The sequence below is a fragment of the Streptomyces sp. NPDC057136 genome (genome assembly GCF_042670885.1).
In the GTDB taxonomy this organism is placed as follows: domain Bacteria; phylum Actinomycetota; class Actinomycetes; order Streptomycetales; family Streptomycetaceae; genus Streptomyces.
The window spans coordinates 1-26,351 of sequence record NZ_JBHUUV010000047.1; the positions used below are offsets into that span (position 1 = coordinate 1).

Annotated in this window: 20 protein-coding genes and 5 pseudogenes; 7 read left to right on the forward strand and 18 right to left on the reverse strand. The window is 66.4% G+C overall.

All coding sequences use genetic code 11. The features are described from left to right. Positions 1 to 4,826, forward strand: a pseudogene (locus ACFT7S_RS34240) (RHS repeat-associated core domain-containing protein); the annotation flags it as partial. Positions 4,827 to 5,542: 716 nt separating this feature from the next. Next, positions 5,543 to 5,818 carry a hypothetical protein gene (locus ACFT7S_RS34245; RefSeq protein ID WP_382738938.1) on the forward strand — a complete coding sequence of 92 codons (276 nt, stop codon included), beginning with the start codon at positions 5,543 to 5,545 and terminating at the stop codon, positions 5,816 to 5,818. 288 nt (positions 5,819 to 6,106) lie between these two features. On the opposite strand, the pseudogene ACFT7S_RS34250 reads toward ACFT7S_RS34245, so the two are convergent. Beyond that, a pseudogene (locus ACFT7S_RS34250) lies at positions 6,107 to 6,822 on the reverse strand (response regulator transcription factor). Between the two features lie 68 nt (positions 6,823 to 6,890). Then, a pseudogene (locus ACFT7S_RS34255) lies at positions 6,891 to 7,449 on the reverse strand (VanZ family protein). On the opposite strand from ACFT7S_RS34255, the gene ACFT7S_RS34260 reads away from it, so the two are divergent. After that, the gene (locus ACFT7S_RS34260; protein WP_382739031.1) at positions 7,394 to 7,828 is read left to right on the forward strand and encodes a hypothetical protein; all 435 of its coding nucleotides are present in this window, start codon (positions 7,394 to 7,396) and stop codon (positions 7,826 to 7,828) included. The pseudogene ACFT7S_RS34255 and the gene ACFT7S_RS34260 sit on opposite strands and share 56 nt — an antisense overlap. Before the next feature lie 86 nt (positions 7,829 to 7,914). Here ACFT7S_RS34260 and ACFT7S_RS34265 read toward each other — a convergent pair whose 3' ends face one another. From ACFT7S_RS34265 to ACFT7S_RS34315, 11 genes and pseudogenes are all read right to left on the reverse strand, one after another. Then, positions 7,915 to 8,037 (reverse strand): hypothetical protein, encoded by a 123-nt coding sequence (locus ACFT7S_RS34265; protein ID WP_382738941.1) that lies wholly within the window; start codon positions 8,035 to 8,037, stop codon positions 7,915 to 7,917. Between the two features lie 125 nt (positions 8,038 to 8,162). Then, positions 8,163 to 8,882 carry a GntR family transcriptional regulator gene (locus tag ACFT7S_RS34270; RefSeq protein ID WP_382738943.1) on the reverse strand — a complete coding sequence of 240 codons (720 nt, stop codon included), beginning with the start codon at positions 8,880 to 8,882 and terminating at the stop codon, positions 8,163 to 8,165. A gap of 138 nt (positions 8,883 to 9,020) precedes the next feature. Beyond that, positions 9,021 to 9,872: a fumarylacetoacetate hydrolase family protein gene (locus tag ACFT7S_RS34275; RefSeq protein ID WP_382738946.1), complete on the reverse strand. Its 852-nt coding sequence runs from the start codon at positions 9,870 to 9,872 to the stop codon at positions 9,021 to 9,023. 67 nt (positions 9,873 to 9,939) lie between these two features. Continuing rightward, positions 9,940 to 10,446 (reverse strand): amidohydrolase family protein, encoded by a 507-nt coding sequence (locus tag ACFT7S_RS34280; protein ID WP_382738949.1) that lies wholly within the window; start codon positions 10,444 to 10,446, stop codon positions 9,940 to 9,942. Then, positions 10,370 to 10,870, reverse strand: a pseudogene (locus ACFT7S_RS34285) (fuconate dehydratase); the annotation flags it as partial. The gene ACFT7S_RS34280 and the pseudogene ACFT7S_RS34285, both read right to left, overlap by 77 nt. 56 nt (positions 10,871 to 10,926) lie before the next feature. After that, entirely contained in the window at positions 10,927 to 11,250 is a 324-nt protein-coding gene (locus ACFT7S_RS34290) for an L-rhamnose mutarotase (RefSeq protein WP_382738952.1), read from the reverse strand. Beyond that, the gene (locus ACFT7S_RS34295) at positions 11,247 to 12,791 is read right to left on the reverse strand and encodes a sugar ABC transporter ATP-binding protein (protein WP_382738955.1); all 1,545 of its coding nucleotides are present in this window, start codon (positions 12,789 to 12,791) and stop codon (positions 11,247 to 11,249) included. The genes ACFT7S_RS34290 and ACFT7S_RS34295 overlap by 4 nt, the downstream gene beginning before the upstream one ends. Beyond that, positions 12,788 to 13,864, reverse strand: coding sequence for an ABC transporter permease (locus tag ACFT7S_RS34300; RefSeq protein WP_382738957.1), 1,077 nt, complete (start codon positions 13,862 to 13,864; stop codon positions 12,788 to 12,790). Before ACFT7S_RS34300 ends, ACFT7S_RS34295 begins: the two co-directional genes overlap by 4 nt. Next, the gene (locus ACFT7S_RS34305) at positions 13,861 to 14,943 is read right to left on the reverse strand and encodes an ABC transporter permease (RefSeq protein ID WP_382738960.1); all 1,083 of its coding nucleotides are present in this window, start codon (positions 14,941 to 14,943) and stop codon (positions 13,861 to 13,863) included. Before ACFT7S_RS34305 ends, ACFT7S_RS34300 begins: the two co-directional genes overlap by 4 nt. Beyond that, complete coding sequence (locus ACFT7S_RS34310; protein ID WP_382738963.1) at positions 14,940 to 16,028, reverse strand: mandelate racemase/muconate lactonizing enzyme family protein; 1,089 nt, start codon at positions 16,026 to 16,028, stop codon at positions 14,940 to 14,942. Before ACFT7S_RS34310 ends, ACFT7S_RS34305 begins: the two co-directional genes overlap by 4 nt. 38 nt (positions 16,029 to 16,066) lie before the next feature. Continuing rightward, positions 16,067 to 17,161, reverse strand: a complete 1,095-nt coding sequence (locus tag ACFT7S_RS34315; protein WP_382738966.1) for a sugar ABC transporter substrate-binding protein — start codon at positions 17,159 to 17,161, stop codon at positions 16,067 to 16,069. Between the two features lie 362 nt (positions 17,162 to 17,523). Here ACFT7S_RS34315 and ACFT7S_RS34320 point away from each other — a divergent pair, with 362 nt between their 5' ends. Both ACFT7S_RS34320 and ACFT7S_RS34325 read left to right on the forward strand, forming a co-directional pair. Further along, positions 17,524 to 20,376, forward strand: a complete 2,853-nt coding sequence (locus ACFT7S_RS34320) for a glycoside hydrolase N-terminal domain-containing protein (protein ID WP_382738969.1) — start codon at positions 17,524 to 17,526, stop codon at positions 20,374 to 20,376. An 87-nt stretch (positions 20,377 to 20,463) separates the two neighbouring features. Continuing rightward, entirely contained in the window at positions 20,464 to 21,192 is a 729-nt protein-coding gene (locus tag ACFT7S_RS34325; protein ID WP_382738972.1) for an AIPR family protein, read from the forward strand. Positions 21,193 to 21,338: 146 nt separating this feature from the next. Here ACFT7S_RS34325 and ACFT7S_RS34330 read toward each other — a convergent pair. Together ACFT7S_RS34330 and ACFT7S_RS34335 are read right to left on the reverse strand one after the other, a co-directional pair. Then, positions 21,339 to 22,501, reverse strand: a protein-coding gene (locus tag ACFT7S_RS34330) for an IS3 family transposase (RefSeq protein ID WP_382738975.1) whose coding sequence is annotated in 2 segments (ribosomal slippage) — positions 21,339 to 22,214 and positions 22,217 to 22,501 — 1,161 coding nt in all. Because the reading frame shifts where the segments join, the coding sequence is not laid out codon by codon here. Positions 22,502 to 22,540: 39 nt separating this feature from the next. Continuing rightward, entirely contained in the window at positions 22,541 to 22,897 is a 357-nt protein-coding gene (locus ACFT7S_RS34335) for a hypothetical protein (RefSeq protein WP_382739034.1), read from the reverse strand. Between the two features lie 7 nt (positions 22,898 to 22,904). On the opposite strand from ACFT7S_RS34335, the pseudogene ACFT7S_RS34340 reads away from it, so the two are divergent. Continuing rightward, positions 22,905 to 23,768 (forward strand): annotated as a pseudogene (locus tag ACFT7S_RS34340) (IS630 family transposase); the annotation flags it as partial. 19 nt (positions 23,769 to 23,787) lie between these two features. On the opposite strand, the gene ACFT7S_RS34345 reads toward ACFT7S_RS34340, so the two are convergent. From ACFT7S_RS34345 to ACFT7S_RS34355, 3 genes are all read right to left on the reverse strand, one after another. Further along, positions 23,788 to 24,177, reverse strand: a complete 390-nt coding sequence (locus tag ACFT7S_RS34345) for a hypothetical protein (RefSeq protein WP_382738978.1) — start codon at positions 24,175 to 24,177, stop codon at positions 23,788 to 23,790. A gap of 221 nt (positions 24,178 to 24,398) precedes the next feature. Then, complete coding sequence (locus ACFT7S_RS34350) at positions 24,399 to 25,181, reverse strand: YihY/virulence factor BrkB family protein (protein WP_382738981.1); 783 nt, start codon at positions 25,179 to 25,181, stop codon at positions 24,399 to 24,401. Between the two features lie 451 nt (positions 25,182 to 25,632). Next, entirely contained in the window at positions 25,633 to 26,028 is a 396-nt protein-coding gene (locus ACFT7S_RS34355; protein ID WP_382738984.1) for a VOC family protein, read from the reverse strand. Between the two features lie 173 nt (positions 26,029 to 26,201). On the opposite strand from ACFT7S_RS34355, the gene ACFT7S_RS34360 reads away from it, so the two are divergent. After that, complete coding sequence (locus tag ACFT7S_RS34360; RefSeq protein WP_382738987.1) at positions 26,202 to 26,333, forward strand: hypothetical protein; 132 nt, start codon at positions 26,202 to 26,204, stop codon at positions 26,331 to 26,333. Positions 26,334 to 26,351: the final 18 nt, after the last annotated feature.

A 26,351-nucleotide genomic window follows, 5' to 3' on the forward strand; every position in this document is an offset into this window, starting at 1 on the left:
CGGCCCGGCACGACTGGAACGTCACCTCACTCGCACAGTCCTGGGTGAGCACCCCGACGTCCCAGAAGGGCGTCGCCATCAAGATGGCCAACGAGACCCTCCAGCAGGAACGCACCCTGTTCCTGTCCTCCGAAGGTGCCGAGCCCAAGCTCCACCCCAAGATCGTGGTCACCTACGTCGACTCGACCACCGAGTCCACGTACCACGCGCCGGGAACCCCGGCCCGGATGACGCCGAACTCCACGTACACGGTGGACTTCACCCTCACCAACAACACGGCCTCGGCATGGGCGGCCGGCGAGCGGGAGCTCTCCTACACCTGGAAGCTGCCTGACAGCACGGACGTCACCAACGGCGGCAACCAGATCGCCACGCCGGTCCCGGCGCTGGATCCGGGCGAGTCCGCCGCCCTCCGGGCGCAGGTGAAGACCCCGATCAACTCGGACTCCGGGAACAAGCGCACCGACTACGTGCTGGGCTGGGACGTCCGCAAAATTTCCGACGGCACCTGGCTGTCGGCCGGCGTCGGAGCCATCCCTTCCCTCAAGCAGAACGTCGCGGTCGAGGACCCCACCTCCAACTCACTCGGGATGGAGAAGTTCTACTCCTACAGCGGCAAGAACACCGGTGCCGGCTCGACGGTGATGAACAACCTCTCGTCCGGTAACAGCGTCTGGTCCTACAACGCGTTCACCAACCCCGGCCGCGGGCTCACCACGTTCGCCCGCTTCGCCTACAACTCCCTCGACACCTCCGACACCGTTCTCGGGGCGGGCTGGTCGGGGCAGGCCGCTGGGCCCATCCGGATGGGGGCGCCGCTGGACTTCCACCCGAACCCGCATCCGACCGAGGTCCGTCTGCCGGACGGGGACGGCACCACCCACGTCTTCAGCAAGCAGCCCGACGGCAGCTGGAAGGCCCCGGCCGGTGTCCACTACAAGCTGGAAGCCAAGCTCGGGCTGGACTGCACGCCGGACAAGGACCCCATCCCCGACGCCTGGACGATGACCCGTCCGGACGGCACGCGCTTCCTGTTCGGCTGCGACGGCTACATGACGTCGACCCTCGACAAGAACGGCAACGCGCAGACTTACACGTACGAGGAGCGCAAGTCCAACAACAAGCCGACCAAGTTCCTGACCTACATCACGGACCCGGTCGGCCGGCAGTCGCTCACCGTCGACTACTACAAGAAGGGTGACGCGTCCTACGAGTACATCAACGACTCGGGCGCGAAGGTCACCGGCTCGAACCTGAACAACTCCAAGATCTACGACCACGTGAAGTCCATGACGGACATCTCGGGCCGCAAGATCTCGTTCTACTACACCGACAAGGGCCTGCTCGGTCAGTTCACCGACGGTGTCGGTTCGAGCCAGCCGAAGCACTTCAAATTCACCTACGACGCCACCCAGGGCAACAAGAACGTCAAGCTGGTCAAGGCGACCGACCCCCGCGGCAACGGCACGTCGCTGGCCTACAACACCCCGCAGGCGGGTGACGACCCGAAGTTCCACTGGTGGACCAAGAGTGTCACCGACCGGCTGAACAACGCTTCGACGTATGCCTACAAGGCCAACGCCTCGAACACGAAGTTCATCGACGCCAAGGTCACGGACGCCGAAGGCCACGCCACCGACTACGTGGTCGACGACTTCGGCCGTCACATACAGATCACGAACGCGAAGTCCGAGACCACCAAGCTGAACTGGGACGCGGACAACAACGTCACGTACATCGAGGAGGCGAACGGAGCCAAGTCGGCCTACTGCTACGACCAGAAGACCGGCTACCCGCTGCGTGAGTGGAACGCCGAGACGACCAAGGGCTGGACGTCCGAGCAGCTGATCGCCACCTACTACTGCAACCCGGCCAACGCAGGCAGCCTGCCGGGCGCCGCCGCGTTCGACTACCTGACGCACGTGGACGGCTTCGTTGCGGACCTGTCGGCCAAGACGTCGCCGGAGGGCCGCAAGTGGGAGTTCGTCTATGACACCTTCGGCAACCTGAAGTCGGTCACCGACCCCAAGGGTGTCGCCACCGCCACGGTGGGCGACTACACCACCACGTACGAGTACAACGTCTACGGCCAGCAGACCAGGACCGTAGACGCCAACGGCAACCCGAGCGTGAACGCGGACTTCGAACCCAGCGGGTATCCGAAGACGATCACGGACGCGGAGAGCCACGCCACGAAGTTCGTCTACGACGAGCGGGGCCAGGTCACCTCGGTCACCGACGCGCTGGACAAGACCACGACGCAGACCTACGACACCTTCGGCCGACCGCTGGTCAGCAAGGTGCCGAAGGATCAGGCGGCGGGGGTCTTCATCACCACGCAGGCGCCCGACTACGACGCCAACGACAACGTCACCAGGTCCACCGACCCGGCGGGTGTGCCCACCACCGCGGTGTACGACGCAGGGGACCAGGTCAGGGAGTCCACGGGCCCGGACAACAACGTCATCGGCCGTAAGACCGCCTACACCTACGACAAGGTCGGCAACCTCAGGACGACGGCCGAGCCCAAGGGCGTGGCCACCACCGCGGACGCCACGGACTTCGTCACCACCAATCACTACGACGCCGCCTACCAGCTCACCAGCGTGGTGGACGCCAAGGGCGACAAGCTCTCCTACGAGTACGACAACGTCGGCAACATGGTGACGGTCGTCGACCCGAAGAAGAACGCCACCGCCGACACCACCGACTACACGTCCAAGACCACGTACGACCTCAACCACCGGGTCGTCAAGGGATTCGACTCGGCGGGCAAGTACACCACCACGGTGTACGACAAGGACTCGCTGGTGGTCGCGGCCACGGACAAGGAGCGCAACAAGACCGAGGTCCTCTACGACGAGCGTGCCATGCCCGTCGAGAAGAAGTCGCCCTACGACGGCACCACGGTCCGCAGCACCAAGATCGAGTACGACCAGGTCGGCAACCAGACCAAGGTCATCACCCCGCGCGGGGTGAACACCTCCAGCACCGAGGATTTCGCCCTCCGTACGGAGTACGACAAACTCGGCCGGGCAGTCAAGCAGTACCAGCCGTACGACCCGGCCGACGCCCGCTACAACAGCCCGAACGTCTACACCCAGACGGTGTTCGACGCGGTCGGCCAGGTGTCCAAGGTGTCGGCGCCGCCGTCGTCGGGCGAGTCGGCCCGCAACGAGACCGACTACACATACTTCGACAACGGCTGGGCCAGAACGTCCACCGACACGTGGGACATCCGGACCGCGTACGAGTACGACAACAACGGCCGCCAGACCAAGCGCACCCTGACCGGGGCGGGCGGATCGCCCTCGCGGACCATGACCACCGGCTACTGGTCGGATGGGTCCATGAAGACCCGTACGGACGCGCCTTCCGCGGGCGCGGACCGTAAGTCCTTCGCCTACGCCTACGACGCCAACGGCAACACCACGTCGATCGACGACACCTCTGTCGGTGCCGGGATCGACGCGTACACGATGACGTACACCGGCCTCAACCAGGTCGAGAAGGTCACCGAGGCGCTGGCCGGCGAGGCGAAGAAGACCACATCGTACGTCTACGACGTGAACGGCCAGCCGGACAGCGTGACGCATCCGGACCAGTACTCCCAGTTCACGTACGACCCGCGCGAGCTCGTCAATACGGTGAAGGTCGGCAAGTCGGCAACCGACGCCACGCCGGAACTGACCGAGTACACCTACACCGACCGCGGCAAGATGCTGCGGGAGACCAAGGCCAACAAGAACACGGTCGACTACACCTACTTCCTCGATGGGGCGCTCAAGAGCACCACGGAGAAGAAGTCCGCCGGCACGCTGGTCGCCTCGCACGCCTACACCTATGACGCCAACGGCAACAAGGCGCAGGACGTCGCGAAGAAGATGAACGCCGACAACCACTCGGCGTACCTCGACAGCACCAGCGACTTCACCTACGACCCGGCCGACCGGGTCGCAAAGCTCACCAAGACGGGTAACGGCGCCGGCACCGAGACCTACGTCCACGACAGCAACGCCAATGTCATCAGCCAGACGGTGAGGGGCGTCTCGACGACCTTCGACTACGACCGCAACCGGCTGACCAACGCGACCTCCGGCGGGACCACGGCGGCGTACAACTACGACGCCTACGGCCGACTGGACAACGTCACCTCCGGCGGCAAGACCGTGGAGGACAACACCTACGACGGCTTCGACCACGTCACGGAGCACACCAAGCTCCAGAAGGACGGCACGTCGAAGACGACGAAGTACACGTTCGATCCGCTGGACCGCAAGACGGCCAAGACCGAGGGCACCAAGACCACCGACTACAACTACCTCGGTACCGGTGGTGAGGTGCTCGACGAGCGAGTGGCCGGTGAGATCACCAAGTCCTATCAGTACAGCCCGTGGGGCAAGCGCCTGTCGCAGATCAAGCACAGCAGCGACGGCACCGAGGAGCTCGGGGTCTACGGCTACAACAGCCACACCGATGCCGAGATCCTCACGGACAGTGCGGGTGATGCCAAGGCGACGTACGGCTACACCGCCTACGGCAAGGATGACGAGGCCGAGTTCACCGGCATCGACAAGCCCGAGGCGACCCAGCCGGACAAGGAGGCGTACAACCCCTACCGCTTCAACTCCAAGCGGTGGGACGCCGGTTCGGGTACGTACGACATGGGCTTCCGGGACTACAACCCGGGCCTGAACCGCTTCACCACGCGGGACATGTACAACGGTGCCCTCGCCGACATGCGGCTCGGCAGCGACCCGTACACCGGTAACCGGTACGCCTTCTCGGGCGGCAACCCGGTCAGCAATGTCGAGCTCGACGGGCACTGCTTCGGAATCGACTGGTGCGAGAGCGCGGTCGACGCCACCGGGGACGCCATCGCGGATACCGCCAGCGGTATCTACATGGGCACCGGTGAAATCTTCTACGGCCTGGTGTCGAACGTTCCGGACACGGCGTCGTACGGTGGCTGGCTCGTCGATGGCGACTGCTGGAACGGCGGGGCCGGTGCGCCCGGTTGCGACTACGGCGCTACGTTCGACAACTGGGCTGCGGGTCAGGGCTACAACACAGACAAGTGGACGTACACCCTTCCCAGCATGGTGGCCGATCTGGTCGGCAGGAAGCCCTCCAGCATGCCGTCGCCGGGCGCCATGCCCAAGAAGAAGACGCCGCCTGCGCCCAAGCCCAGCACGCCGCCTGCGCCCAAGAAGGAGAAGTACGGCGACAGTGACGGCTACATCTCCCTCTTCAAGGCACCTCAGAGCGGGAAGGGAGCAGGCCAGTACAAGAACGGATACCAGGCGGCGGACTTTCCTTCTTCGGCTAAGGAGGAGGGTATGGCGTACTTCGGAAGGAAGCACAGCCTGGTGGAGGACAAGTACGCTCGGTACTACGGGGATGGTGTCATCGAAATTCGAATCCCCGAGGACGACTACAATCGCTACTTCAAGGGCTACGAGAAGCAGTATGAAGGTAGCGATGAAGTAGAAGTACCGATCCCTACCGCAATGTTCGGTCAGCTGAACTCGTACGAGAGGCTGTGGCACAGATGACAGGTGACGAATGGGCTGCCGCCAAGCGGAAGTTCCCCTACGGGTCCACGGTCAACGGCACCGTCGAAGAGATCGCGCCCTTCGGAATCTTCATTTCGGTGGAGGGTTTGCAACTGAGTGAGGCTTTCGCGGATGTGGCGGGAATGCATCACGGCGGCGTCGATGGTTATACGGTGATCTGGCCCGAGGTGGGTGATTCGGTCACCGGAGTCGTAGTCGAGCACACAGAACACAACCATCAGCTCAAACTTCATCTGAGGTAATCGAGCCGAAGGTCGCTGTTCATCAATCCGCACACCAAGAGGGGCCGCCTCCCAGATTCCGGGAGGCGGCCCTTCTCGACTCCAGCAGCGCTTCGCTATTCCTGCTGGCCAGCAGTCGATCCCTTGTGTAGTGGGCTGGCGTTCCATCAGTTGTGGGATCGGTGGAACCGTTACGGGCAGCTGAACAATCGCTGCCACGGGTCACCCTGGCCTGCACCGAACTTCCAGTCAACGATCTAGTGGGCATAGCTGAGGGTGAGTTTCAGTCGGGCGCTGAGCCCTGGGCGTCTACGCATGCGTACTGCCGGGGTCTGTGGTGCCCCTGCCGGGGGCGACGGTGTCCCTACCGGTGTCGATCCGGTAGCCGACGCCGGCACCGTGGCGATGATCCATGGTTCGCCGAGCCGTTTGCGCAGTGCGGAGACGGTGATGCGCACGGCGTTGGTGAGGGGGTCGGCGTTCTCGTCCCAGGCCCGTTCCAACAGCTCTTCGGAGCTGACGACTCCGCCCTCGGCGGCGACGAGTACTTCGAGCACTGCGAACTGTTTGCGGGTGAGCGCGACGTAGCGTCCGTCGCGGAAGACCTCGCGGCGGAAGGGGTCCAGCCGGAGGCCCGCGATCTCGCTGACCGGAGGGCGGGAGTACGCGCGTCTGCGGTCGAGTGCCCGCAGCCGCAGGACGAGCTCCCGCAGATCGAACGGTTTGGTGAGGTAGTCGTCGGCGCCGAGCCCGAACCCGGAAGCCTTGTCGTCGATCCGGTCGGCAGCGGTGAGCATGAGGATCGGGGTGCCGCTGCCGGAGGCGACGATACGCCGGGCGACCTCGTCGCCTGAGGGGCCGGGGATGTCGCGGTCGAGGACCGCGAGGTCGTAGGGGTTGACGCTGAGCAGTTCCAGGGCGGAGTCGCCGTCGCCGGCAATGTCGGCGGCGATCGCCTCCCGCCGCAGACCGTCGCGGACGGCTTCGGCCAGGTAGGGCTCATCCTCCACGATCAGTACGCGCATGTCCGAAGCTTAAGCAGCACAACATATCGCCGACGTATGCCAAGGCGTGTGCGCACCGGACACGCGACTCAGCCTGCCGGTGTCAGCGCGGCGCGAAGCCGGTCCGACGTCGCTTCCGCCGTACTGCGCCACCAGCGGCGCGACGCCAGCGCGGCCAGCACGGCGCCGGCGACGTTGACCAGTACACCGTCCACGGAGGACACCCGGTCCAGCCGCAGGACGTACTGTGCGGTTTCGACCAGGACCGAGCAGCCCGCCCCGAGCGCCAGGATCCGGGGCACGGACGCCAGCGCCGCGAACCGCATCGGGGCGAAGAACCCCAGCGCCGCGAAGATCAGCAGGTTGCCGACGATCCCGAGCGGCCCCATCGTGACCAGGTCCCGCAGCGGCACCAGGCTCACCCGGGCGGGAACGGTGCCGGCCCCGGCGCCCGGCATCATGGTCATCCACGGGAACGGCACCGTCCCGTGGACCATGCCCACCTCGGCCAGCGACATCCGCCACGCCGATGTGACGCCGGCGGCACGCCACAGCCCACACCACCAGCGCGGCCAACGGCAGCGCGACCAGCATGATGAGCACCACACCGTTGAACGTGTCGAAGCAGCCGTGCCACCGCCCGGCCATGCACCTCGGAGCGGACATCATGAGCGGCCGCCGCACGACGAACAGGGCGCTCGCCATGCCGAGGATCGCCAGGCTGAAGAGCACGATCCTGCGCGTGCGGCGGGGCGGTGCTGACAGGGATGCGTTGCGGTTCATGCCCCCATTGGAGACGGAGGGCCGTTGTGGTGGCGTATGCGATTTTCGATACGCCCGCGATACACGGAATCCCGGCATAAAGGAACTGGCGCAAGCTGGCAGTGAGATGGTCCCGCCGCTGGTGATCGCTCCAGCCCAGCTACTCCAGGTGCTGGACGACTCGTCCGCGAACATCGCACTGCCAAGCATCCAGGACGAGCTCGCCGTCACGCCCGCACATCTCCCCTGGACCGTGTACGCCTAAAGGCTGTCACGTATGGGGCGAGAGTGATCCCGTGAGGGCGAGATTGTGAAGTCGGGCGATGCCGAGCATGGGCTCGAACGACGACATCAGGGCTGCGCGGACGGAAAGGTCACCATCACCCCGAGGCGTTCGAGCAGCTTGACGGTGGCGATGGCCGTGGACGGATAAAGGGCGTCGTTGACGCAGGTGACAAACGGATCGGCGCGCATCGGAACCTCTCCTTCCAGTGGTTGAGGCGCGGGGCCGCCCCCAGGACCACGTGCCGGCAGACCTCCCTGCTCGGTGGGAGGGCAGTGAGGGTGCCGCGCGAGAGCCGTGGCTCCTCCACGACAGGTCAGCCCTTCGTCTCCTGGCTGAGCTGGCGCTCGAGGCTGTGCGTCAGGTGGTCCGCCATGGCTTCGGCGGCGCGCTCGGCCTTGCCGCGCAGGATGGCGCGTAGCACACGCTCGTGTTCCTCCAGCGTCGGGTCCTCGGTCGCCTTCGCGCTGGCGAGCCGGAAGACGTGCAGATGCGCGTGGAGGCGTTCCACCGCGTCGGCGAGCAGTGGCCGGTGCGAGGCCAGGGCGATCGCGTCGTGGAAGCGCTGGTCCAGAGCGGCGAAGTCACGGTAGTCCGCGTAGCGTCCGGTCGGCCCCGGATGCGCCCGCATCTCCTCCACTATCCGCTCGATGGAGTCGAGTTGTTCCTCGGTCGCGTTGACCGCGGCCAGTGCGGCTGCCCTCGGTTCGAGCAGGAGTCGCATCTCGAAGAGTTCCTCGAGGCCCTGGCGGGTCAGCAGTTCGGTCGCGCGGTATCCCGAGAGCGAACGCTTCACCACCAGACCGTCGGCCTCGAGTCGGGCCAGCGCTTCGCGCACCGGGGTGGGCGACACGCCCAGGGTGCGTGAGAGGGCCTCGATGCCGACGCGGGCACCGGGTGCGATCCCGTGGTCCATGACCATGGCCTTGATGGTTTCGTAGACGCTGTCGGAGAGGACCTGACGGGCAGGAGGCGCGTCTCGTGGCTTCTCGTCCGGCTCCCCTGCCCCGGCCGCGGAAGGGTCGTGCTGGGGCATCCGCTCTCCTGTGGCTCGGGGTTTGTGAGGACATCGGTAGTTTAGCGAGAGGGCGGCGGCGCCCGGGGCAGCCTCTGGCGCGAGGCGCCCCGGAGGCCCGTCGGACACGGTCGGACTCCGTCGAACACGTGACATCGATCAGGCCTGATCGAGCGTCTGTCGCTGTGTCCCGAGACCGTCGATCTCGAGTTCCACCACGTCCCCGGCGCGGAGGTAGGGAGTGCCGGGGAGCCCCAGTGCAACTCCCGCCGGAGTACCGGTGTTCACTATGTCTCCGGGCTCGAGGACCATGTACTGGCTGAGGTACCAGACGATGTGGGCGACGCTGAAGACCATGTTCTTGGTGGTGCCGTTCTGTCGCTGCACGCCGTTGACGCTCAGGCGCAGCCCCAGGTCCTGGGGGTCGTCGATCCGGTCACGGGGGACCAGCCACGGGCCCAGCGGGTTGAACGTCTCGCAGGACTTTCCCAGGTCCCACTGCGGGGAGAGCTCGAGCTGATACGCGCGTTCCGAGACGTCGTTGCTGATCGTGTAGCCCGCTATGGCAGTGAGAGCGGCGTCCGGGCTGTCCAGGTAGCGTGCCCGTGCACCGATGACCACGGCCAGTTCCACCTCCCAGTCGGTCTTCTCCGATCCGCGCGGGACGAGGACGGTGTCATACGGGCCCACGACGGTGTCGGCCGCTTTCATGAAGACGACGGGCCGCTCGGGAGCGTTCGCACCCGTCTCCTCGGCGTGGTCACGGTAGTTGAGCCCGATGCAGACAACCTTGCCGGGTCGGGCGACGGGTGCCCCTACGCGCAGTCCGCCGCCGTCGAGCATCGGCAGGTCGCCTGCGGCCAGCGCCCGCTCGGTGCGTGCGATCCCGCCCGAGGCCAGGAACGCGCCGTCGATGTCGGTGGTCAGCGGCGCGAGATCGTACAGTCGGCCGTCGTCCGCGAGGACCGCCGGACGTTCACTGCCGACCGGGCCGAGGCGCATGAGCTTCATGGGGTGGTTCCTTTCTTGGTGCGCTTTCGCGTGGAGCGCTCCTGTGCTGTGCCTGGGGTGGGGACTGCTACGGCAACGTCAGCCGATAGGCTTCGCGGGCTGTGCCCCCGAGAACGCATGCCTGTTCGTAGGGGTCGAGTCGAGTGGTGAGCCCACATGCGGTGCCCAACACGGTGGCGTAGTCGGCCGCCAGGGTGCACACGGGCCAGTCCGATCCGAACATCACCCGCTCAGGGCCAAAGGCGTCGAGAACCGTGTCGGCGAAGGGGCGCAGGTCTTCGATTCTCCAGTGCTTCCAGTCCGCCTCGGTGACCAGACCCGACAGCTTGCAGAAGACGTTCGGTCCAACAGCGAGGTCACGCAGGTGCGAGGCCCACGGTTCGGCTTCCATCTTCGCGATGGCCGGCTTGCCCGCGTGGTCGAGTACGAATCTGAGGCCGGGCAGACGGCGGGCCGCCGCAGCGGCTGCGGGCAGCTGGTGGGGAAGGACGACCAGCGAGCGCGTCCTGCTCGGTGAGCGCGTCCGCGATGTACCGGAAGTCCACCTGGCCGACCAGCCACTCGGGATCCGCATCGGCGAGCAGCTGCCACAGCGGCTTGCCCTGACGCTTGGCCGCCAGGTCCCAGACGGCGTTGACGAGGGCGTCCACCGCCATGTGCATGACACCCTTCTCGGGTCCGAGCCAGCACAGTTGGCTGTCACCGATCAGGTCACGACTGATCGCACCGGGATCGGTGCACAGCTCGTCGACGGAACGGCCGATGTGCGGGCGCAGTGCTTCGATCGCCGCCACCTGCACCTCGTTGCCGCGGCCGATGGTGAAGGCGAAGCCGTGGCCTGCCAGGTCGTCGGCAGCGTCGGTACGCAGGGTCAGATACGCCGCGGAGTAGTCGGGATCGGGGTTCATCGCGTCCGAGCCGTCCAGCTCCCGGGAGGTCGGGAAGCGGATGTCATAGGTGTCCAGAGCGACGATCCGCGCAGTGGCCTCTGCAGACAACGGAAGTCCTGTTCGGTAGGGAGTACGGGGGGAGGCGAGGGACGGACTCCGGACGGTCACTCCATGAGGAACACTTGCTCCATCGATGCCCAGCGCTGTCCTGGCACCGCCTCCTCGACGGGCTCCTGGCACGGATCGGTGAGCCGCCACCAGGCTTGCGTCGCCTCGTCGGCGGCCATGCGGGCCGAGTCCGCCGCCAGATCCTCGCCGTGGTACTCGAAGTAGCCGAACAACCGGTCGCCGAGAAGGTGGATGGAGTAGTTGGCGATGTGGCAGGCCTGGAGCCGGTCCAGCACCGGCTGCGGAACGTCGCGGTGCAGATCGCGGTACTCGTCGATCTTCTCCGGACGGACCTGGATCACTTGTGCCACGCGCTTCATCCGGCGTCCGTCTTCGCGGTCACGGCCGAGATCGCCCGGTCGTGGATGATGCGGATGATGTCGCCGCTCATCCTCTCGTAGTCGCGGTCGTTCGCGACCTCGCCGCGGATGCGGTGGTCGGCCATCACCACGACACGGTCGGCCAGTGTGATCATCTCGGTGAGGTCACTGCTGATCAGCACGATGGGCAGGCCCTCGCCGGCCAGCCCCCACAGGAGCTCGTGGAACGCGTGCTTGGTACGGACGTCGACGCCCACGGTGGGCTCGTCGACGATGAGCAGACGGGTGTCGGCCGCGAGCCACTTCGCCAGGCTCACCTTCTGCTGGTTGCCTCCGGACAGCTCGCCGGCGTTCTGCCCGAGCCCCGAGACGCGGATGCCCAGGCGGTCGACGAGATCCTGCGCCACGTCCCGCTCCTGTCGGGCGGAGACGTAACCGAGTGCCTTGGCCAACTTCCGCCACACCGTCACGGTGATGTTCCGGTGGACGGGCTGCTCGAGGAAGACGCCTTCTTCCTTACGGTTCTCGGTCAGATAGCCGATGCCGTACTCGTGGAGCGCCTGACGTGGGGAGCTGATCCGGGCCGGGTTGCCGTGCACCCGGATCTCACCGCCGGTCACCCGGTCGAGACCGAGCACCGCCTTGACGAGTTCGCTGCGCCCGGCGCCGACCAGACCGTACAGGCCGACGATCTCACCGGGCCGTACGTCGAGGGAGATGCCCTCGTGCCCGTCGGCAGTGGAGAGCCGGTCGAGCGAGAGCACCGGGGCGGCGGTGGCGTCGACCGTGCGGGGTTCCATCGCGGTCGCGGCGTGCGCGCGGCCCACCATCATGCTGACCACGTCATCGTGGGTGTGGTCGGCCAGGGACGAGGATTCGAGCACGGACTTGCCGTCGCGGAGCACGGTGACGGTGTCACAGAGGGCGAAGACCTCCTCGAGCTTGTGGCTCACGAAGACTACGCAGGTTCCCCTGGCGGTCAGCCGCCGGACGACCTCGAACAGACGCTCCGCCTCCTGCGGGGAGAGGGAGGCGGTCGGCTCGTCGAGGAGCAGCACCTTGCTTTCGGTGTACAGGGCCTTCGCGATCTCCACGAGCTGCTGCTGTGCCACGGACAGTTCACGAACCGGCATGTGCGGATCGATGTCCAGGCCCAGTTCTCCCAGGCAGTTGAGTGCGGGAGCCGTCATCGCGTCCCGGTCCACGAACCCGCGGCGCGACGGCGGGTCCTGAAGCGTGATGTTCTCCGCGACCGAGAAGCCGGGGATGAGGTTTCGTTCCTGGTGGACGACGCCGATACCGGTGCGGGTGGCCTCCAGGGGGGAGCGCAGGTGCACATCATCGCCAAGCCAGGTCAGACGCCCGCCCTCGGGCGCGTGCACGCCGGTCAGGACCTTGATCAGGGTGGACTTCCCCGCGCCGTTCTCACCGAGCAGGGCGTGCACCGAGCCTGCCGTCAGGCGAAGCCCGACGCCGTCCAGGGCCCGTACTCCGGGGAAGATCTTGACGATGTCCTGGCATTCCAGGAGAACGTTGCTCATCGCGCACCTCCCGCGCTCGGCAGGGCTGTGTCCGCCTTGCCGCCGGTACCCACTGGCGCCGGCGGAGTACGTCCTTGAGCCTTGCCCTTCTTCTCAAGATGTGACTGATGTACGCGCCCACCGAGCACGGTGCCCAGCACGACCAGGCCGATGAGGAAGTTGACCCAGCTCGGGTCGAGTGAGTACTGAGCCCGGGCCGAGTCGATCAGCCGCATTACGAAGGCCGCCAGCACGGTGCCGAACACCGCGACGGAACCGCCGGTGAGAGCGACACCGCCAATGATCGGCGCTGCGAAACTCGGCAGCAGCCAGTCGCCGCCGACGCTGCGGTTGACGCCCGGCAGCGACGCCGTCGCGACCACCGCGGCCACGCCGACCAACAGGCCCGAGACGGTGTGGGCGAGGACGATCTGCCGGTCGGTGGAGATGCCGGACAGTCTGGCCGCCAACGGGTTGCCGCCGGCAGCAAGCAGGCGGCGGCCCGCTGTGGTGCGGTACATGAACGCCGCGAGCAGGGCGGCCGAGGCGAGTGCGACCACGAACACCAGTGGAATGTTCAGCGGGGCGACCCGGCCGAGATCCCTGAGCGTCTCGGAGTAGCCGTCGATCGTGCGGGTGCCGGACAGCCGGTACTGCGCCCCCAGCAGAATGGTCATCGTGCCGAGCGTGACGATGAACCCGTTGATCTGCGTCGCCACGATGAACAGGCCGGTCACCAGACCGACGAAGGTCGCCGTCAGCACACCCACCAGCACGGCGACGGGGGCCGGGACGCCGCTGTCGGCCATCAGCACGCCCATCAGGCAAGCGCTGAAGCCGCCGAGGGCGCCGACCGCCAGGTTGAGCTGTCCTACGCACAGAGCGACCATCTGGGCGAGGCCTATGAGGATCGGCGTGGCCAGGTACTGCAGGAAGGTGCGCACGGAGGGACCGCTGAAGAACGAGCCCGACGAGGTCACGCCGAGGGCGATGTAGCCGGCCACAGCGACGCACAGCAGGGTCATCGTCGTCGAGCGGGAGAATCGGCGCAGAGCCGCACCGGTCGTCACTCCCCCATCGTTGATCGTGATCATGTGGAGCGCACCACCTTGCGATAGGACACGACGGTGCGCACGCGGTCGGCCGACAGGGCCAGCAGCAGAACGCAGCCGAGGTAGATGTTCAGACTCTCGAGGCCGACGCCCAGCAGGTCGAGGCCCTTGCGGATGACGCCGACCAAGGACGTTCCCAGCAGCGCGCCGATCACCGAGACGACACCGCCGGTGAGCAGGGTCCCGCCGAGCACCGCGCCAAGGAACGAAGGCAGCATGAAGTCGTCACCGATGGACGCGCGGAACGTTCCGGTGCCGACGGCGGCCATGAAGCCGGCGAGCGCGGCAAGCAGTCCGGAAAGGGCGTGCGCAAGGATGACGCGGCGGCCCGTGGGAATGCCGGACAGCTCTGCCGCCGCCGGGTTCGCGCCGGTAAGCAGCAGTTCCCGCCCAAGACGGGTGCAGCCGTACAGGAAGCCGAGGCCGGCCATCGCGAGCACAGTGAACTGGATCATCTGCGGTATCGCAGGGGAACCGCACACGGGCCCGACGCAGATGTCGCCCAGCGAGGCCGAACGCAGTTCGGAGAGCCCGGCCGGTCTGGTCGTGAAGGCGGCGTTCTCGGTCAGAGCCGAGTACATCAACGACACCAGCCCCAGCAGTGCGAAGTCCATGGCAAGCGTCACCACGAAGGCGCTCACACCCGTGCGGGCGATGATCCAGCCGGTCACGGCTCCGATACCGGCGCCGGCGACCAGGCACAGCAGCAGGCCGAGCGGAAGTGGGAGGCCCAGCCGGTCATAACCGAACCCTGCGAAGAGGGCGCCGAAGGCGGCCATCCGGCCGACGGCCAGATTCATGTGTCCGACGGAGAGGACCACCATCTGCGCGAGGGCCACGACGGTGAGCGTCGCGATGTCGCGCAGCAGCGGGAACAGTACGAGCCGCTCGTCGAAGAAGGCGGGGCGCAGGACACCGAACAGGGCGCACAGGGCGACGATAAGCACGAGCAGGCCGAGCCGCTGGTTCACCCAGAACGGAGTCTTGTGCGCCGTGCGCGGCGAAGTGGGCGGCTCTGCGGTGGCTATGTCGTCCTCGGGGGGAGCGACGGGTGTACTCACGACACCCTCCGATTGTCGATGGCGTCCATGTCCCAGTCGATGCCGATACCCGGCTCGTCGGGGGCGAGGGCCACGCCGTCGCGGACCGTCATTTCGGACCGCGTCACCGCACGCAACTGCGGGATGTACTCGACGAACTTCCCGTTGGGCACGGCAGCGACGAGGCTGACGTGCAGTTCCATCAGGAAGTGCGGACAGACCATGACGTTGTGGCTCTCCGCCATGTGCGCGACCTTCAGCCACGGAGTGATGCCGCCGATACGAGCCGCGTCGACCTGCACGATGGAAGCGGCGCCCGCCTCGAGGTAGTTGCGGAACTGCATGATCGAGTACATCGACTCGCCGACGGCCACGGGAATCCTCGTGGACCTCGCCAGGCGGGCGTGGCCACTGAGGTCGTCGGCCGGCATGGGCTCCTCGAGCCAGTACGGGTCGTAGGGCTCCAGCGCAGCCGCCAGCTGGAGCGCCGAGGAGATGGTCTGCGACTGGTTGGCGTCCGTCATGATGTGCAACGACGGGCCCACCGCCTCGCGCACGGCGCGCAGTCGCTCCGCGTCTTCGAAGACGTGCGGCTTGCCCACCTTGATCTTGACGCCCGCCCATCCGGCCTGCTGGGCCGCAAGCGCCGACTTGACCAGATCGTCGGTGCCCAGGTGGAGCCAGCCACCCTCGGTGTCGTACACCGGCACCTCGCGGCGATGGCCGCCCGCCAGCCGCCACAGGGGTTCGCCCGCGCGCTTGCATCGCAGGTCCCAGACAGCGGTGTCCACGGCGGCGAGCGCGAGGGAGGTGATGGCCCCGGTGGTGGTCGCCCGGGTCGTGGCGAACAGTCGTTGCCACAGGGCCTCGACGTTGCGTGCGTCCTCACCCACGAGGAGGGGCAGCAGATGCTCCTGGAGCAGAGAGAGGACGGAGGTCCCCCCGGTGCCGATCGTGTACGCGTAGCCGGTTCCCTGGAGACCGTCCGCGGTGGTGATCTGGACCAGGATCGTCTCCTGCTTGACGAAGGCCTGCACCGCGTCGGTGCGGTCCGTCTCCACGGCGATGTCGGCCAGCAGGGCCGTGGCGGTCGTGATGATGCTCATCGTGCGAGGTCCGGTTTCTGTAGTGCCGGGCAGCAGTGTCAGTTGCAGTCGAGAAGCTCGCCGGCGAACTGCGTCTTGAGCTGCTTGGTCTTCGCTTTCCGGTCGCCGTCGTACGTCGTTGCGTTCTCCTTGGTGACGACGAAGGAGCCGGAGTCCACGATCACGCCGGGCTTGCGCATGGTGCACTGCTTCGTCTGCAGGAGCGCGAGCGCCCACGCTCCGAGGTCTGCCTGCCCCACCGGGTTCTGCACAACGGTCGCCGCGACGGAACCCTTGCGGATCGAGTCGAGGATCTTGGCATCGTCGTCGATGGCAACCACCTTCGCCGCCGATCCCGAACTGTTGACCGCATCGGCGGCGGCGACCGCGGGGTTGTAGGCGGTGGCGACGATGCCCTGGATCTGGTTGCCCTTGGCCGCGAGCAGGTCGGACACCGCCTTCTGGGCGGTCTGGAGGTCCTTGTCGATATCGGTGATGGTCTGGAGCAGCTTGACCTTGCCTCCGGACTCGCTCACCGCCTTGGCGACGCCCTTCATCCGCAGCTGTGTGTTCGCGTCGACGTTGTTGCCGGTGAGGTGGACCAGCGTGCCCTTGCCGCCCATGGCTTCGATCGCCGCCTGAGCCGCCTTGTACGCGGCGAGCTCGACGTCCGTCGACAGGCAGAAATCGGCCTCGTTCCTGCCGCCGGCGGGACACGATGCCAGCGAAGCCACCGCGAAACCCTGCGACTTGAGATCCGCGAACGTGGTGTTGATGTCCGTCGGCGAGACCCCGAACACCCCGAACGCGTTGTACCCACGCGCGCCGAGGGTGAAGAGCAGGTTGTTCTGCTTCTGCTGGTCCCACTCGGCGGTCTCGTCGAAGGTCACGTCCCCGAGGCCGTACGACTTCTTGGCGGCGGCTCCGGCTGTCTTCCACGGCTGGAAGTAGGGGTGGGCGCCACCGGGCACGAGTGCCACCTTGGTGCCGGACGCGTCCGCGAGCTCCGCCGTGCCGGCACCGCTCTTGCCCGACGCCTGGGTACGGTCACCCATCGGTTCGTCCGAGGACTTCACGGTGCACGCCGCGGAGCCCGCCATGAGAACGACCACGGCGAGAATCCCCGGCAGCGCAGCTCTGGTTCGGAGGACCATCTCCTCCACCTCCTGAAAATCAAATAGGAAATTGATGAGCCGATACTCAGCGAACGATGCCGCCACGTCAAGAGTTTGCTCGACGACTCTTCCTCAAGGTGCGCATCACTCCCCCTCCCCCAAGAACTTACGCAAGGTCAGGGGCAGGTGGAGCGCAACTCTACGAAGCGGGGGCGGCGGCGATGACTCCCTCTGGGCGCAGCGTCCGGGATGCTGACGGTCACCAGATCTGGACCAGATCATATAGGAAATCTCTGCGCAAGTCATTGACAGCGCTTCTCCGTGCCACTGAACTTCTGCCCCAGGCGACGTCCTGCTGCCGTCGGATCCCGAGTACTGCCCTCACAAGGAGCCGCACGCCCATGTCCCGTCATTCATCTGCCCTGCCACCCGCCGAAGACCCCGGCGGAATGACTCGCCGCGGTGTACTGCGCACCGCGGCATCGCTGGGTGCGCTGTTCGCACTGTCCTCGTTGCCGGAGTTCTCCACGAGTGCTGCCGCTGTGCCACGAGCGGCCACGCTGTCGCTGGTGCCGGAGAGCGACGCCGTGACCCTCTGGTATTCCAAGCCGGGCGCCGAGAACCGGATCATCGAGGAGGGGCTGCCCATCGGGAACGGCCGCCTGGGTGCTCTCGTCACCGGCGACCCGTCCCGTGACGTGATGATCCTGTCGGATGCGACACTCTGGACGGGGCATGCCAACGACGCCCTCCAGTCGGACGGGCAATTCCCTTACGAAACGGGGAACTTCGGTACGTTCGGGATGCTGGCCAAGGCGTTCCTCGACATCCCCGCGCACACGACCGGGGCGATCAGCGGCTACCGCCGCACGCTGGACATGAGCAACGGCCTGGTCACCGCGTCCTACAAGCTCCGTGGCGTGACGTACCGGCGCGAGGTGTTCTCCAGCCACCCGGACGACGTGATCGTCGTGCGGCTGACGCAGAGCGGCGGTGGTTCGTACACCGGGTCGATGACCCTGGCGGGAACGCGCAGCGAGAGCGTGACGGCCAACGCGGGCGCCGCGGAGGCGTCGTTCGCGACGGCACTGCCCAACTCCCTGAAGTACGCGACGTTGGTGAAGGCTGCCGGCAAGGGCGGCTCTGTTTCGGCGTCCGGCACCAAGGTGACGTTCAGCAACTGCACCGAGGTGGTGCTGATCATCTCGGGCGGCACCAACTACAAAGCCGACGCGTCCATCGCGTACAAGGACACCTCGCTCGTTCCCCTGGACGTGGCCCGTACCAAGGCGTCGCAGGCGGCGGCGGTCGCCGGTACGGCACTGCTGGCCACACACGCGTCCGATTTCCAGCGTCTCGACCGGCGGACGACGGTCAAGCTGGGCACCTCGTCCGCCGCACAGCGGGCGATGGACACGCCCGCACGGCTGGCCGCCCGTGCGGCGACCGGTTCCGCACCCGACCCGGAACTGGAGACGTCCTACCTGCAGTACGGCCGCTATCTGACCATCTGCGGCTCCCGCGACAGTCTCCCCACCAACCTGCAGGGCCTCTGGCTCGACAGCAACACCCCGGCCTGGATGGCCGACTACCACAGCGACATCAACGTCCAGATGAACTACTGGCTGCCGGACCGGGTGGGCCTGTCCGAGTGCTTCGACGCGTTCACCGACTACTGCGTCGCTCAGCTGCCCGGTTGGCAGGCAACCACCAAGAACCTCTTCCAGGACTCCCGCAACCGGTTCCGCAACACCTCCGGCAAGGTGGCCGGCTGGACCATGGGGATCTCCACGAACATCTGGGGCGGCAACGGCTGGTGGTGGCACCCGGCCGGCAACGCCTGGATGTGCAACTCCCTGTACGAGCACTACGAGTACACCCTGGACATCGCCCACCTCGCCAAGATCTATCCCCTGCTCAAGGGCGCCTGCGAGTTCTGGGAGTCACGGCTGATCACCATGACCGTGCCCGACCCGGCGACCGGAGGCACGCGCCAGGTCCTGGTCGACGACCACGACTGGTCACCCGAACACGGCCCGCAGGACGCCCGCGGCATCGCTTACGCACAGGAACTCGTCTGGCAGTTGTTCGAGAACTACCGGGCCGCAGCCTCGGCCCTCGGCACGGACGGCGCGTATGCCTCGACCGTCGCGGGGCTTCAGAACCGGCTGTACATGCCCGAGGTCAGCGCCACCAGCGGCTGGCTCGAGGAGTGGATGAGCGACGACAATCTGGGCGAGACCACCCACCGCCACTTGTCACCACTCATCGGTCTCTTTCCCGGCGACCGCATCGCCCTAGATCACTCTCCGGCGGCCCTCATCTCGGGCGCCACCAAGCTGCTCGAAGCGCGCGGCATGGCTAGCTTCGGCTGGGCCAGCGCCTGGCGGTCCATGTGCTGGGCCAAGCTGAAGCATGCGGACAAGGCGTACCAGCTCGTCCTGGACGTGCTGAGGCCGTCGGTGAACTTCAGCAACGGCAGCGCGATCAACATGTTCGACATGTACAGCTTTGGGAGCAGCTCGGTCTTCCAGATCGACGCCAACTACGGCGCGTCGGTGGCCATGATCGAGATGCTGGTGCAGTCCCGTCCCGGACGGGTCGAGCTCCTCCCGGCCTTGCCCAAGGCGTGGGCAACCGGCTCCGTCAGCGGGATCGGCGTACGCGGCGGCTTCACGCTCGGCATGCGCTGGAAGGCCGGCCAGGTCACGAGTGCCACGCTGCGTGGAGCCGCGGGCAGGACCACCACGGTCGTGTTCGGTACCTGGAGCAGCAAGGTCACCATCCCGTCCGCCGGGTCCGTGACCGTCGCGCCGCCTGCGCAGCACACCGTTTTTCAGCTGGTCAACCGTAAGACGGGCAAGGCGCTTGACGTACCCGGCGCCTCGACGGCCAATGGCACAGGCTTGATCCAGTACACCCCGAGCTCCGCGGCGAATCAGCAGTTCCGGTTCATCCCGGTCGGAGGCGGCCTGTACGAGATCTACACCACCCACAGCAGCACACCCCTGACCTTGTCCGTGTGGGGTGGCACGACGGACGCCGGAGCAAAGATCACACAGTGGACGCCCGAGCACACCACCAGCCACCAGTGGAAGATCACGGACACCGGTGACGGCTACGTCACCATCACCTGCGTCCGCGGCGGCAAGGCCCTCGGCGTCACCGGGGACTCCACGGCGAACGGGGCAACGATCGAGCAGCAGACGCCCAACGGAGGCACCGGCCAGCAGTGGCGTCGCGTCGGCGCGTAATCCGGTTCCTGCCCTGGCCAGGTGACCAGGCCAGGGCGGGAACCGACGTAACGGCCACCGGTCCGGGCGACGCCTTTGCTCGCTCCGATGGGAACGGCATCCCTGCTGGTCAAAATCGTGGTGGCCCCGGAACACGGCACCACTCGTGACCGGATCATCCGAGCCACCAACAGCCAAACACAGCTCCCCGCTGGCGCTCTGCGGGCCACCGAGTCCATCCAGAAGGACATTGAGGAAAGCCTCACCCACTCCGGTGGCTATCACTACGAGCGCCGGGCAAGCTACTACCGCAACCTCGGATTCCCTCTCGACCAAGTCGTTAGCATGGCCCGCCTGGCCAGGGAATTTACCGCCTTCGCGCTGCGGGAACCACACACCGCGCTCAGGCACTCAGAAGCCCTACTACTGGACGACAAGCATTACAGCCAGATCTTCTCGCCCCGGAACGACCTGGACATCTACCGTCTCTCCCTGGATGTGCACGTGCGGCTCCGCCGCTTCCTGTCCCAGTACTCCCAAGACCGGCCCCTGCTCGGCAAGACCGTTGAGAACTGGTTATATCCCCTGGCATGCGTCTCCGCGTACACGCTCACCCGGCTGCGTCAGCCCACTACCCGGGATCTGCTCAACATCGATCTGGCCCACCTCAGCAACGACCTCATGGAACGCATGGCTGGAGCCCTCGACCAAAACTTCAAAGCAGCCCTCCGGCAGAACAAGGCCGGAGGCGTTGACCGCATCGCCCGCAGTCCCGACTTCACCACGAAACTCCGCCAGTCCGTCATCTCCCAAAGCCGCTTCCACATCGAACGCTAACGACCCCGTGCACGATAAGCGTTGACGCCTTCCCGCGGCTGGATCCATCCTGGTCACAGCCTCGCCCCTTGACAGCAGGCTCCGCTGGCGCGCTCGAATGCTTATCGTGCACGAGGGTCTGATGCAGGGTTGGGTGACAGGTTCGGTCACGCGGCCTGGCGGGCCGGTGTGGTCATGACGGATTCGAATTCGACGGGGGTCAGTCGGCCGAGTGAGGTTTGTCTGCGTCGTCGGTGGTAGGTCTTCTCGATCCAGGTCACAATGGCGATCCGCAGTTCCTGGCGGGTGGCCCACGTGCGGCGGTCGAGGACGTTCTTCTGCAGCAGGCTGAAGAAGGACTCCATGGCCGCGTTGTCGCCGGCCGCTCCGACCCGCCCTATCGAGCCGACGATCTGGTGATGGTCGAGTGCGCGGACGAACTTCCGGGACCGGAACTGCGACCCGCGATCGCTGTGCAGGACGCACCCGGCGACACTGTCACGCCGGGCAACAGCGTTGTCCAGGGCGGCGACGGCCAGGCGGGACTTCATCCGCGCGTCGATCGAGTAGCCCACGATCCTCTTGCTGAAGACGTCCTTGATCGCGCAGAGATACAGCTTCCCTTCCGCTGTGGGATGTTCGGTGATGTCGGTGAGCCACAGCCTGTTCGGACCATCTGCGGTGAAGTCGCGGCGGACGAGGTCGTCGTGCACTGGCGGACCTGCCTTCTTGACCCTGCCGCGCTTCTTACCGAAAACACTCCACCAGCGGTTGTCCCGGCAGATCCGCCACGCGGTCCGGTCCGCCATGCCGGCTCCGGTGACTCGTGCTTCGTCGGCCAGGAAGCGGTAACCGAACTCCGAGTCCTCGCGGTGGGCGTCGAACAAGGCGTTTGCGCGATACGCCTCCTCGACCGCGGTGTCGGCCACCGGCTTGTCGAGCCAGCGATAGTAGGGCTGTCTGGCGAGCTTGAGGACCCGGCACGTGACCGTGACGGGAACCCCGTCCACGGCCAGCTCTCTCACGAGCGGGGAGATCCTTTTCCCGGCAGATATGCCTGCGACAGGTAGGCCGCCGCCCGGCGCAGGACCTCGTTCTCCTGCTCCAGCAGCTTGATCCGCCGACGTGCTTCCCGCAGTTCCGTGCTCTCCTGACTGGTCGTACCGGGCTTTGCCTCGGCGTCGATGTCCGCCCGGCGCATCCACTTCCACAGCGTCATCGCGTGGACTCCGAAGTCGGCGGTCACCTGCTCGATCGTCACGCCCGGGCCGCGGTTCCTCGCGACCCGTACGACATCCTCGCGGAACTCTTCCGGATATGGCTTGGGCACAGCGACATCCTTCCCACCTGCCCTACAGGGCAAGCCAGTTCAGATGTCACCCAACCCTGCATCAGACCCGGCTGCTGTGGTGAGCCGCTCGGTGACGACGGTGGTCAGTTCATCGAGCCGGCCGTGGACTTCGCGCAGCGCCCGCTGCGACAGTCCCAGATCGATCAACCCGGTCGCACCGGTGTCACCCGCGGGTGACACCGTGGTCAGGACACCGGCTGCGCCGATCGCCCGGCTCAGCCCTTCGGCCGACTCCGCGATGTCGATCAGCCGGTACGCGTGCGCCCTGCTGATCCCGAGTTCGGCTTGCGCGTACTCACCCCACCTGCCGCTATACCCAAGCGGTATCCACACCCGCGCCCGGCGCGCGTTCCGTACCCGCTGTGCCAGGACCACTGCGGCCCGCCAACTCGGTCCTGAGGACGAGGACTTCGTGGTTCAGACGGCAACCACCCGCCCGACCAAGCTCGCCCAGCCCTTCACCCGCTGGTCGATCCGTAAGCTCGCCGCATACCTCCGCAGAGTCCACGGGCGGGTGATCCGCATCGGTCGCGAGGCCCTGCGCTGCCTGCTCGCCCGACGCGGTGTCACTTTCCAGCGGACCAAGACCTGGAAGGAGTCCTCCGATCCTGACCGCGATGCCAAGCTGGACCGGATCGAGCACGTCATGGACCATTTCCCTGACCACGTTTTCGCGTTCGACGAGTTCGGGCCGCTCGGCATACGCCCGACCGGCGGATCCTGCTGGGCCGAGCAGGGCTGGCCCGACCGGGTCCCGGCGACCTACCACCGCACCCACGGCGTGACTTACTTCCACGGCTGCTACTCCATCGGCGACGACACCCTCTGGGGTGTCAACCGCCGCCGCAAGGGCACCACCAACAGCCTGGCCGCACTCAGGTCCATCCGCGCCGCCCGCCCCGACGGCGCCCCGATTTACGTGATCCTGGACAACCTCTCCGCCCACAAGGGCGCCAAGATCCGCCGGTGGGCGTGGAAGAACAAAGTCGAGCTGTGCTTCACCCCGACGAACGCCTCCTGGGCCAATCCGATCGAGGCGCACTTCGGGCCGCTGCGGCAGTTCACCCTGGCCAACTCGAACCACCCCAACCACACCGTTCAGACCCGCGAGCTGCACCGCCATCTGCGCTGGCGCAATGCCAACGCCCGCCATCCCGACCTCCTGGCCGCCCAACGCCGCGAACGAGCCCGCATCCGCAGCGAGAAGGGCCTCCGCTGGGGCGGCCGACCGTTGGCCGCGGCCTGAGGCTTCCCGCCACGACGGCCTACTCGGCCATCTCCTCGGGAGAAAGACGAGTGATCTTCTTTCCCGCTTCGGTCTCGACCAGGGTCAGAGCGCCAATCCAGTTCCCGTCTTCGGGATACTCCCAGTTGGCCGCGTTTTCGAGAATCGCCGGAAGCTGATCACGAGGCACCAGCTCGCCGGGCTGGAACCCGCTCTCCCCGGCGGGGGAGGTCCACGGCGCGAGTCGGCAGACCTCGATCCACCCACGATCGATGAGAGCGAGCAAGATTCCCGCCAGCTCGTTGACCGGTCGGGACTGGTCGGCTTCGTCGAGATCGCCCCAGACACCAGCCAGGATGTCGATCTCATAGGAATTGACCATGAAGGCTTCTTCAGACTTGGTCAATGTGTCCCACTCTTGCTTGCTCACTCAGCAATCGTCGCAGAACCGGGGGCACGACAGGCTCCCCACACCGCTGACCAGACCATCCCAACTCGGAGCTCACCCCGACCGCCCGAACCCGGTGAACCATCCCGGTCACAGCACTAGCGACACTGTCGGCATTCTCCAGTCGGACCCCCTTGATGCCCCTTGGTCGAACCGCCCAGCCATCGGGTTTCCCTGGGGCGTGAGAGAGGTGCAGGTTCTTATCAGCGGTGGATCTTGGCTAGTTCGGCGTTGAACTGGGCACCGATGAGCAGGGCGAGGTTGGACAGCCAGACCCACACCAGGAAGACGACGATCCCGGCGAGGGAGCCGTACAGCCGATTGTAGGTGCCGACCTGCGAGGCATAGAGGGCGAAGCCGGCGGAGGCGGCGAGCCACAGAATTATGGCCAGAGCGTCTCCCAGAAGTCTTTGCCGCACGCCGCGCGTCTGGGCCGGGCCCGAGCGGAACAACACCAGCACCAGGACGGCGACCAGGCCCAGCAGGAGTGGCCACTTCAGTACGTTCCATGCGGTGCCGGCCATGCGGTCCATGCCCACGAGCCGACCGAGGGCGGGGGCCGCTTCGGCGGTCAGGATGAGCACCAGGGCGCTGCTGACCAGGAGCGCGAGCAATACCAGAGCGGTGATCACCAGTCGTGGTGCTGTCCTCCATGCGGGGCGGAGGTCCTCGACGCCGTGCATGGCGTGCAGGGCTCGGCGGAAGACTCCCAGGTAGCTGGAAGAAGACCACAGAGCGCCGATCGTGCCGAAGACCGCCAGAACCCAGGCAGCTGTGCGCTGGTCGGCCATGCTCCTGAGCGTGCTGTGCATTACCGGGCGTGACTCGGCCGGGACAACAGCGATCACATTGCTGATGAGGTTCTCTGTGGCCGAGGCGCCGGCGATCCCGATCAGCGAGACCGTGACCAGGAGGGTTGGGAAAAGCGCGAGCACCGCGTAATAAGTGAGCGCGGCGGCGCAGTCCGTCACATTGTCGTTCCACACCGATGCTGGTGTCCGCCGCAGCGCGGTGCCGATGTCATGCCGGCCGGGCAGGTTACGCGCATACGTCGTGGCGGCATGCGGTGTGCAGGAGGCGGTGCTCCGGAGCTGGCCGATGGGGTGCAGCCAGCACCGTCCGGCTTCAGCGCAGGTGTCGGCGAATTGCTCACCGCGCTGCCTTCCACTCGTACCCAAGGTCCACCGCTCTTGTACGTAGGTTCTCCGATGCGCCGCTGACCAACGTTACGGGCACGGTGAGCCGCATCGCGCTCTCGTGGAGGCCTGGTAGGGGTTACCGAACACGGCGCTTGCCGTTGCCCCTGCGCCCCAGGCGCAGACCGAGGAGGAGGAAGTCGGTGACAAACACGATCACGCCGATGATAAGCAGGTAGAACAGTGAGGTCTTCTCGGCAACGTGATGGTTGCGGAGTGTGACGGGGTGCCCGCTCGCGGCCTAGTTCTGCGGTGCCAGGGTGCGCAGGACACAGAACTCGTTGCCCTCGGGGTCTGCCATGACCACCCAGTTTCGGTCTGAGCCCTGGCCCACATCCGTCTTGGTGGCGCCGAGGCCGAGCAATCTGGTCACCTCGTCCTCGGTGCTGCCGTCGATCGGGCTGGCGTCGAGGTGAAGCCGGTTCTTCACGGTCTTGCCCTCGGGCACCTGGATGAACAGCAGGGTGGGCGGCATCTGGCGGGCCCGAACATCCTCGACGGTAGGCACCCAGGAGCCGATCTCGACCTTGCCCTCGCTCCGGTCGATCACCTTGAAGTCCAGGACCTCGCACCAGAAGGCCGCGAGCCTCTCCGGATCGTGGCAGTCAACGGCCAACTCGGTGAACCTACTTGTCATGACTCTCCCAGATAGTTTGGACGGGGCTCAGGGTATGCCGCCCGTCCGACGGATCCGAGAGCTTCCTGATTAGGGACATCAGACGGGCTTGACCCGGCATCAGATACGCGAGAAGCCCCTGGTAGGAACAGGTCTGCGAAGAACAGGTTCCGGGTACCGAGAGGCTTCACGCGTTGACCAGTATCACCTACACCGGCGTGCTCGATGTCAGCCGGGTCACTGCTGAGGCCCTCGCGAAGCTGCTGCTCGAACACCGCGAGCGTCTCGGGACCCGCAAGGGCACCCGCACCCTAGAGCCTGTCTGACAAATGATCACCATCGGG

Bases quoted from the DNA above. Each gene is read 5' to 3' on its own strand.
- ACFT7S_RS34260 (WP_382739031.1), top strand. From the start codon at position 7,394: ATGATGAGCACCACACCGTTGAACGTGTCGAAGCAGCCGTGCCACCGC.
- ACFT7S_RS34265 (WP_382738941.1), bottom strand. From the start codon at position 8,037: ATGCGCGCCGATCCGTTTGTCACCTGCGTCAACGACGCCCTTTATCCG.
- ACFT7S_RS34270 (WP_382738943.1), bottom strand. From the start codon at position 8,882: ATGCCCCAGCACGACCCTTCCGCGGCCGGGGCAGGGGAGCCGGACGAG.
- ACFT7S_RS34275 (WP_382738946.1), bottom strand. From the start codon at position 9,872: ATGAAGCTCATGCGCCTCGGCCCGGTCGGCAGTGAACGTCCGGCGGTC.
- ACFT7S_RS34280 (WP_382738949.1), bottom strand. From the start codon at position 10,446: ATGCGGATCCCGAGTGGCTGGTCGGCCAGGTGGACTTCCGGTACATCG.
- ACFT7S_RS34290 (WP_382738952.1), bottom strand. From the start codon at position 11,250: ATGAAGCGCGTGGCACAAGTGATCCAGGTCCGTCCGGAGAAGATCGAC.
- ACFT7S_RS34295 (WP_382738955.1), bottom strand. From the start codon at position 12,791: ATGAGCAACGTTCTCCTGGAATGCCAGGACATCGTCAAGATCTTCCCC.
- ACFT7S_RS34300 (WP_382738957.1), bottom strand. From the start codon at position 13,864: ATGATCACGATCAACGATGGGGGAGTGACGACCGGTGCGGCTCTGCGC.
- ACFT7S_RS34310 (WP_382738963.1), bottom strand. From the start codon at position 16,028: ATGAGCATCATCACGACCGCCACGGCCCTGCTGGCCGACATCGCCGTG.
- ACFT7S_RS34315 (WP_382738966.1), bottom strand. From the start codon at position 17,161: ATGGTCCTCCGAACCAGAGCTGCGCTGCCGGGGATTCTCGCCGTGGTC.
- ACFT7S_RS34320 (WP_382738969.1), top strand. From the start codon at position 17,524: ATGTCCCGTCATTCATCTGCCCTGCCACCCGCCGAAGACCCCGGCGGA.
- ACFT7S_RS34325 (WP_382738972.1), top strand. From the start codon at position 20,464: ATGGGAACGGCATCCCTGCTGGTCAAAATCGTGGTGGCCCCGGAACAC.
- ACFT7S_RS34355 (WP_382738984.1), bottom strand. From the start codon at position 26,028: ATGACAAGTAGGTTCACCGAGTTGGCCGTTGACTGCCACGATCCGGAG.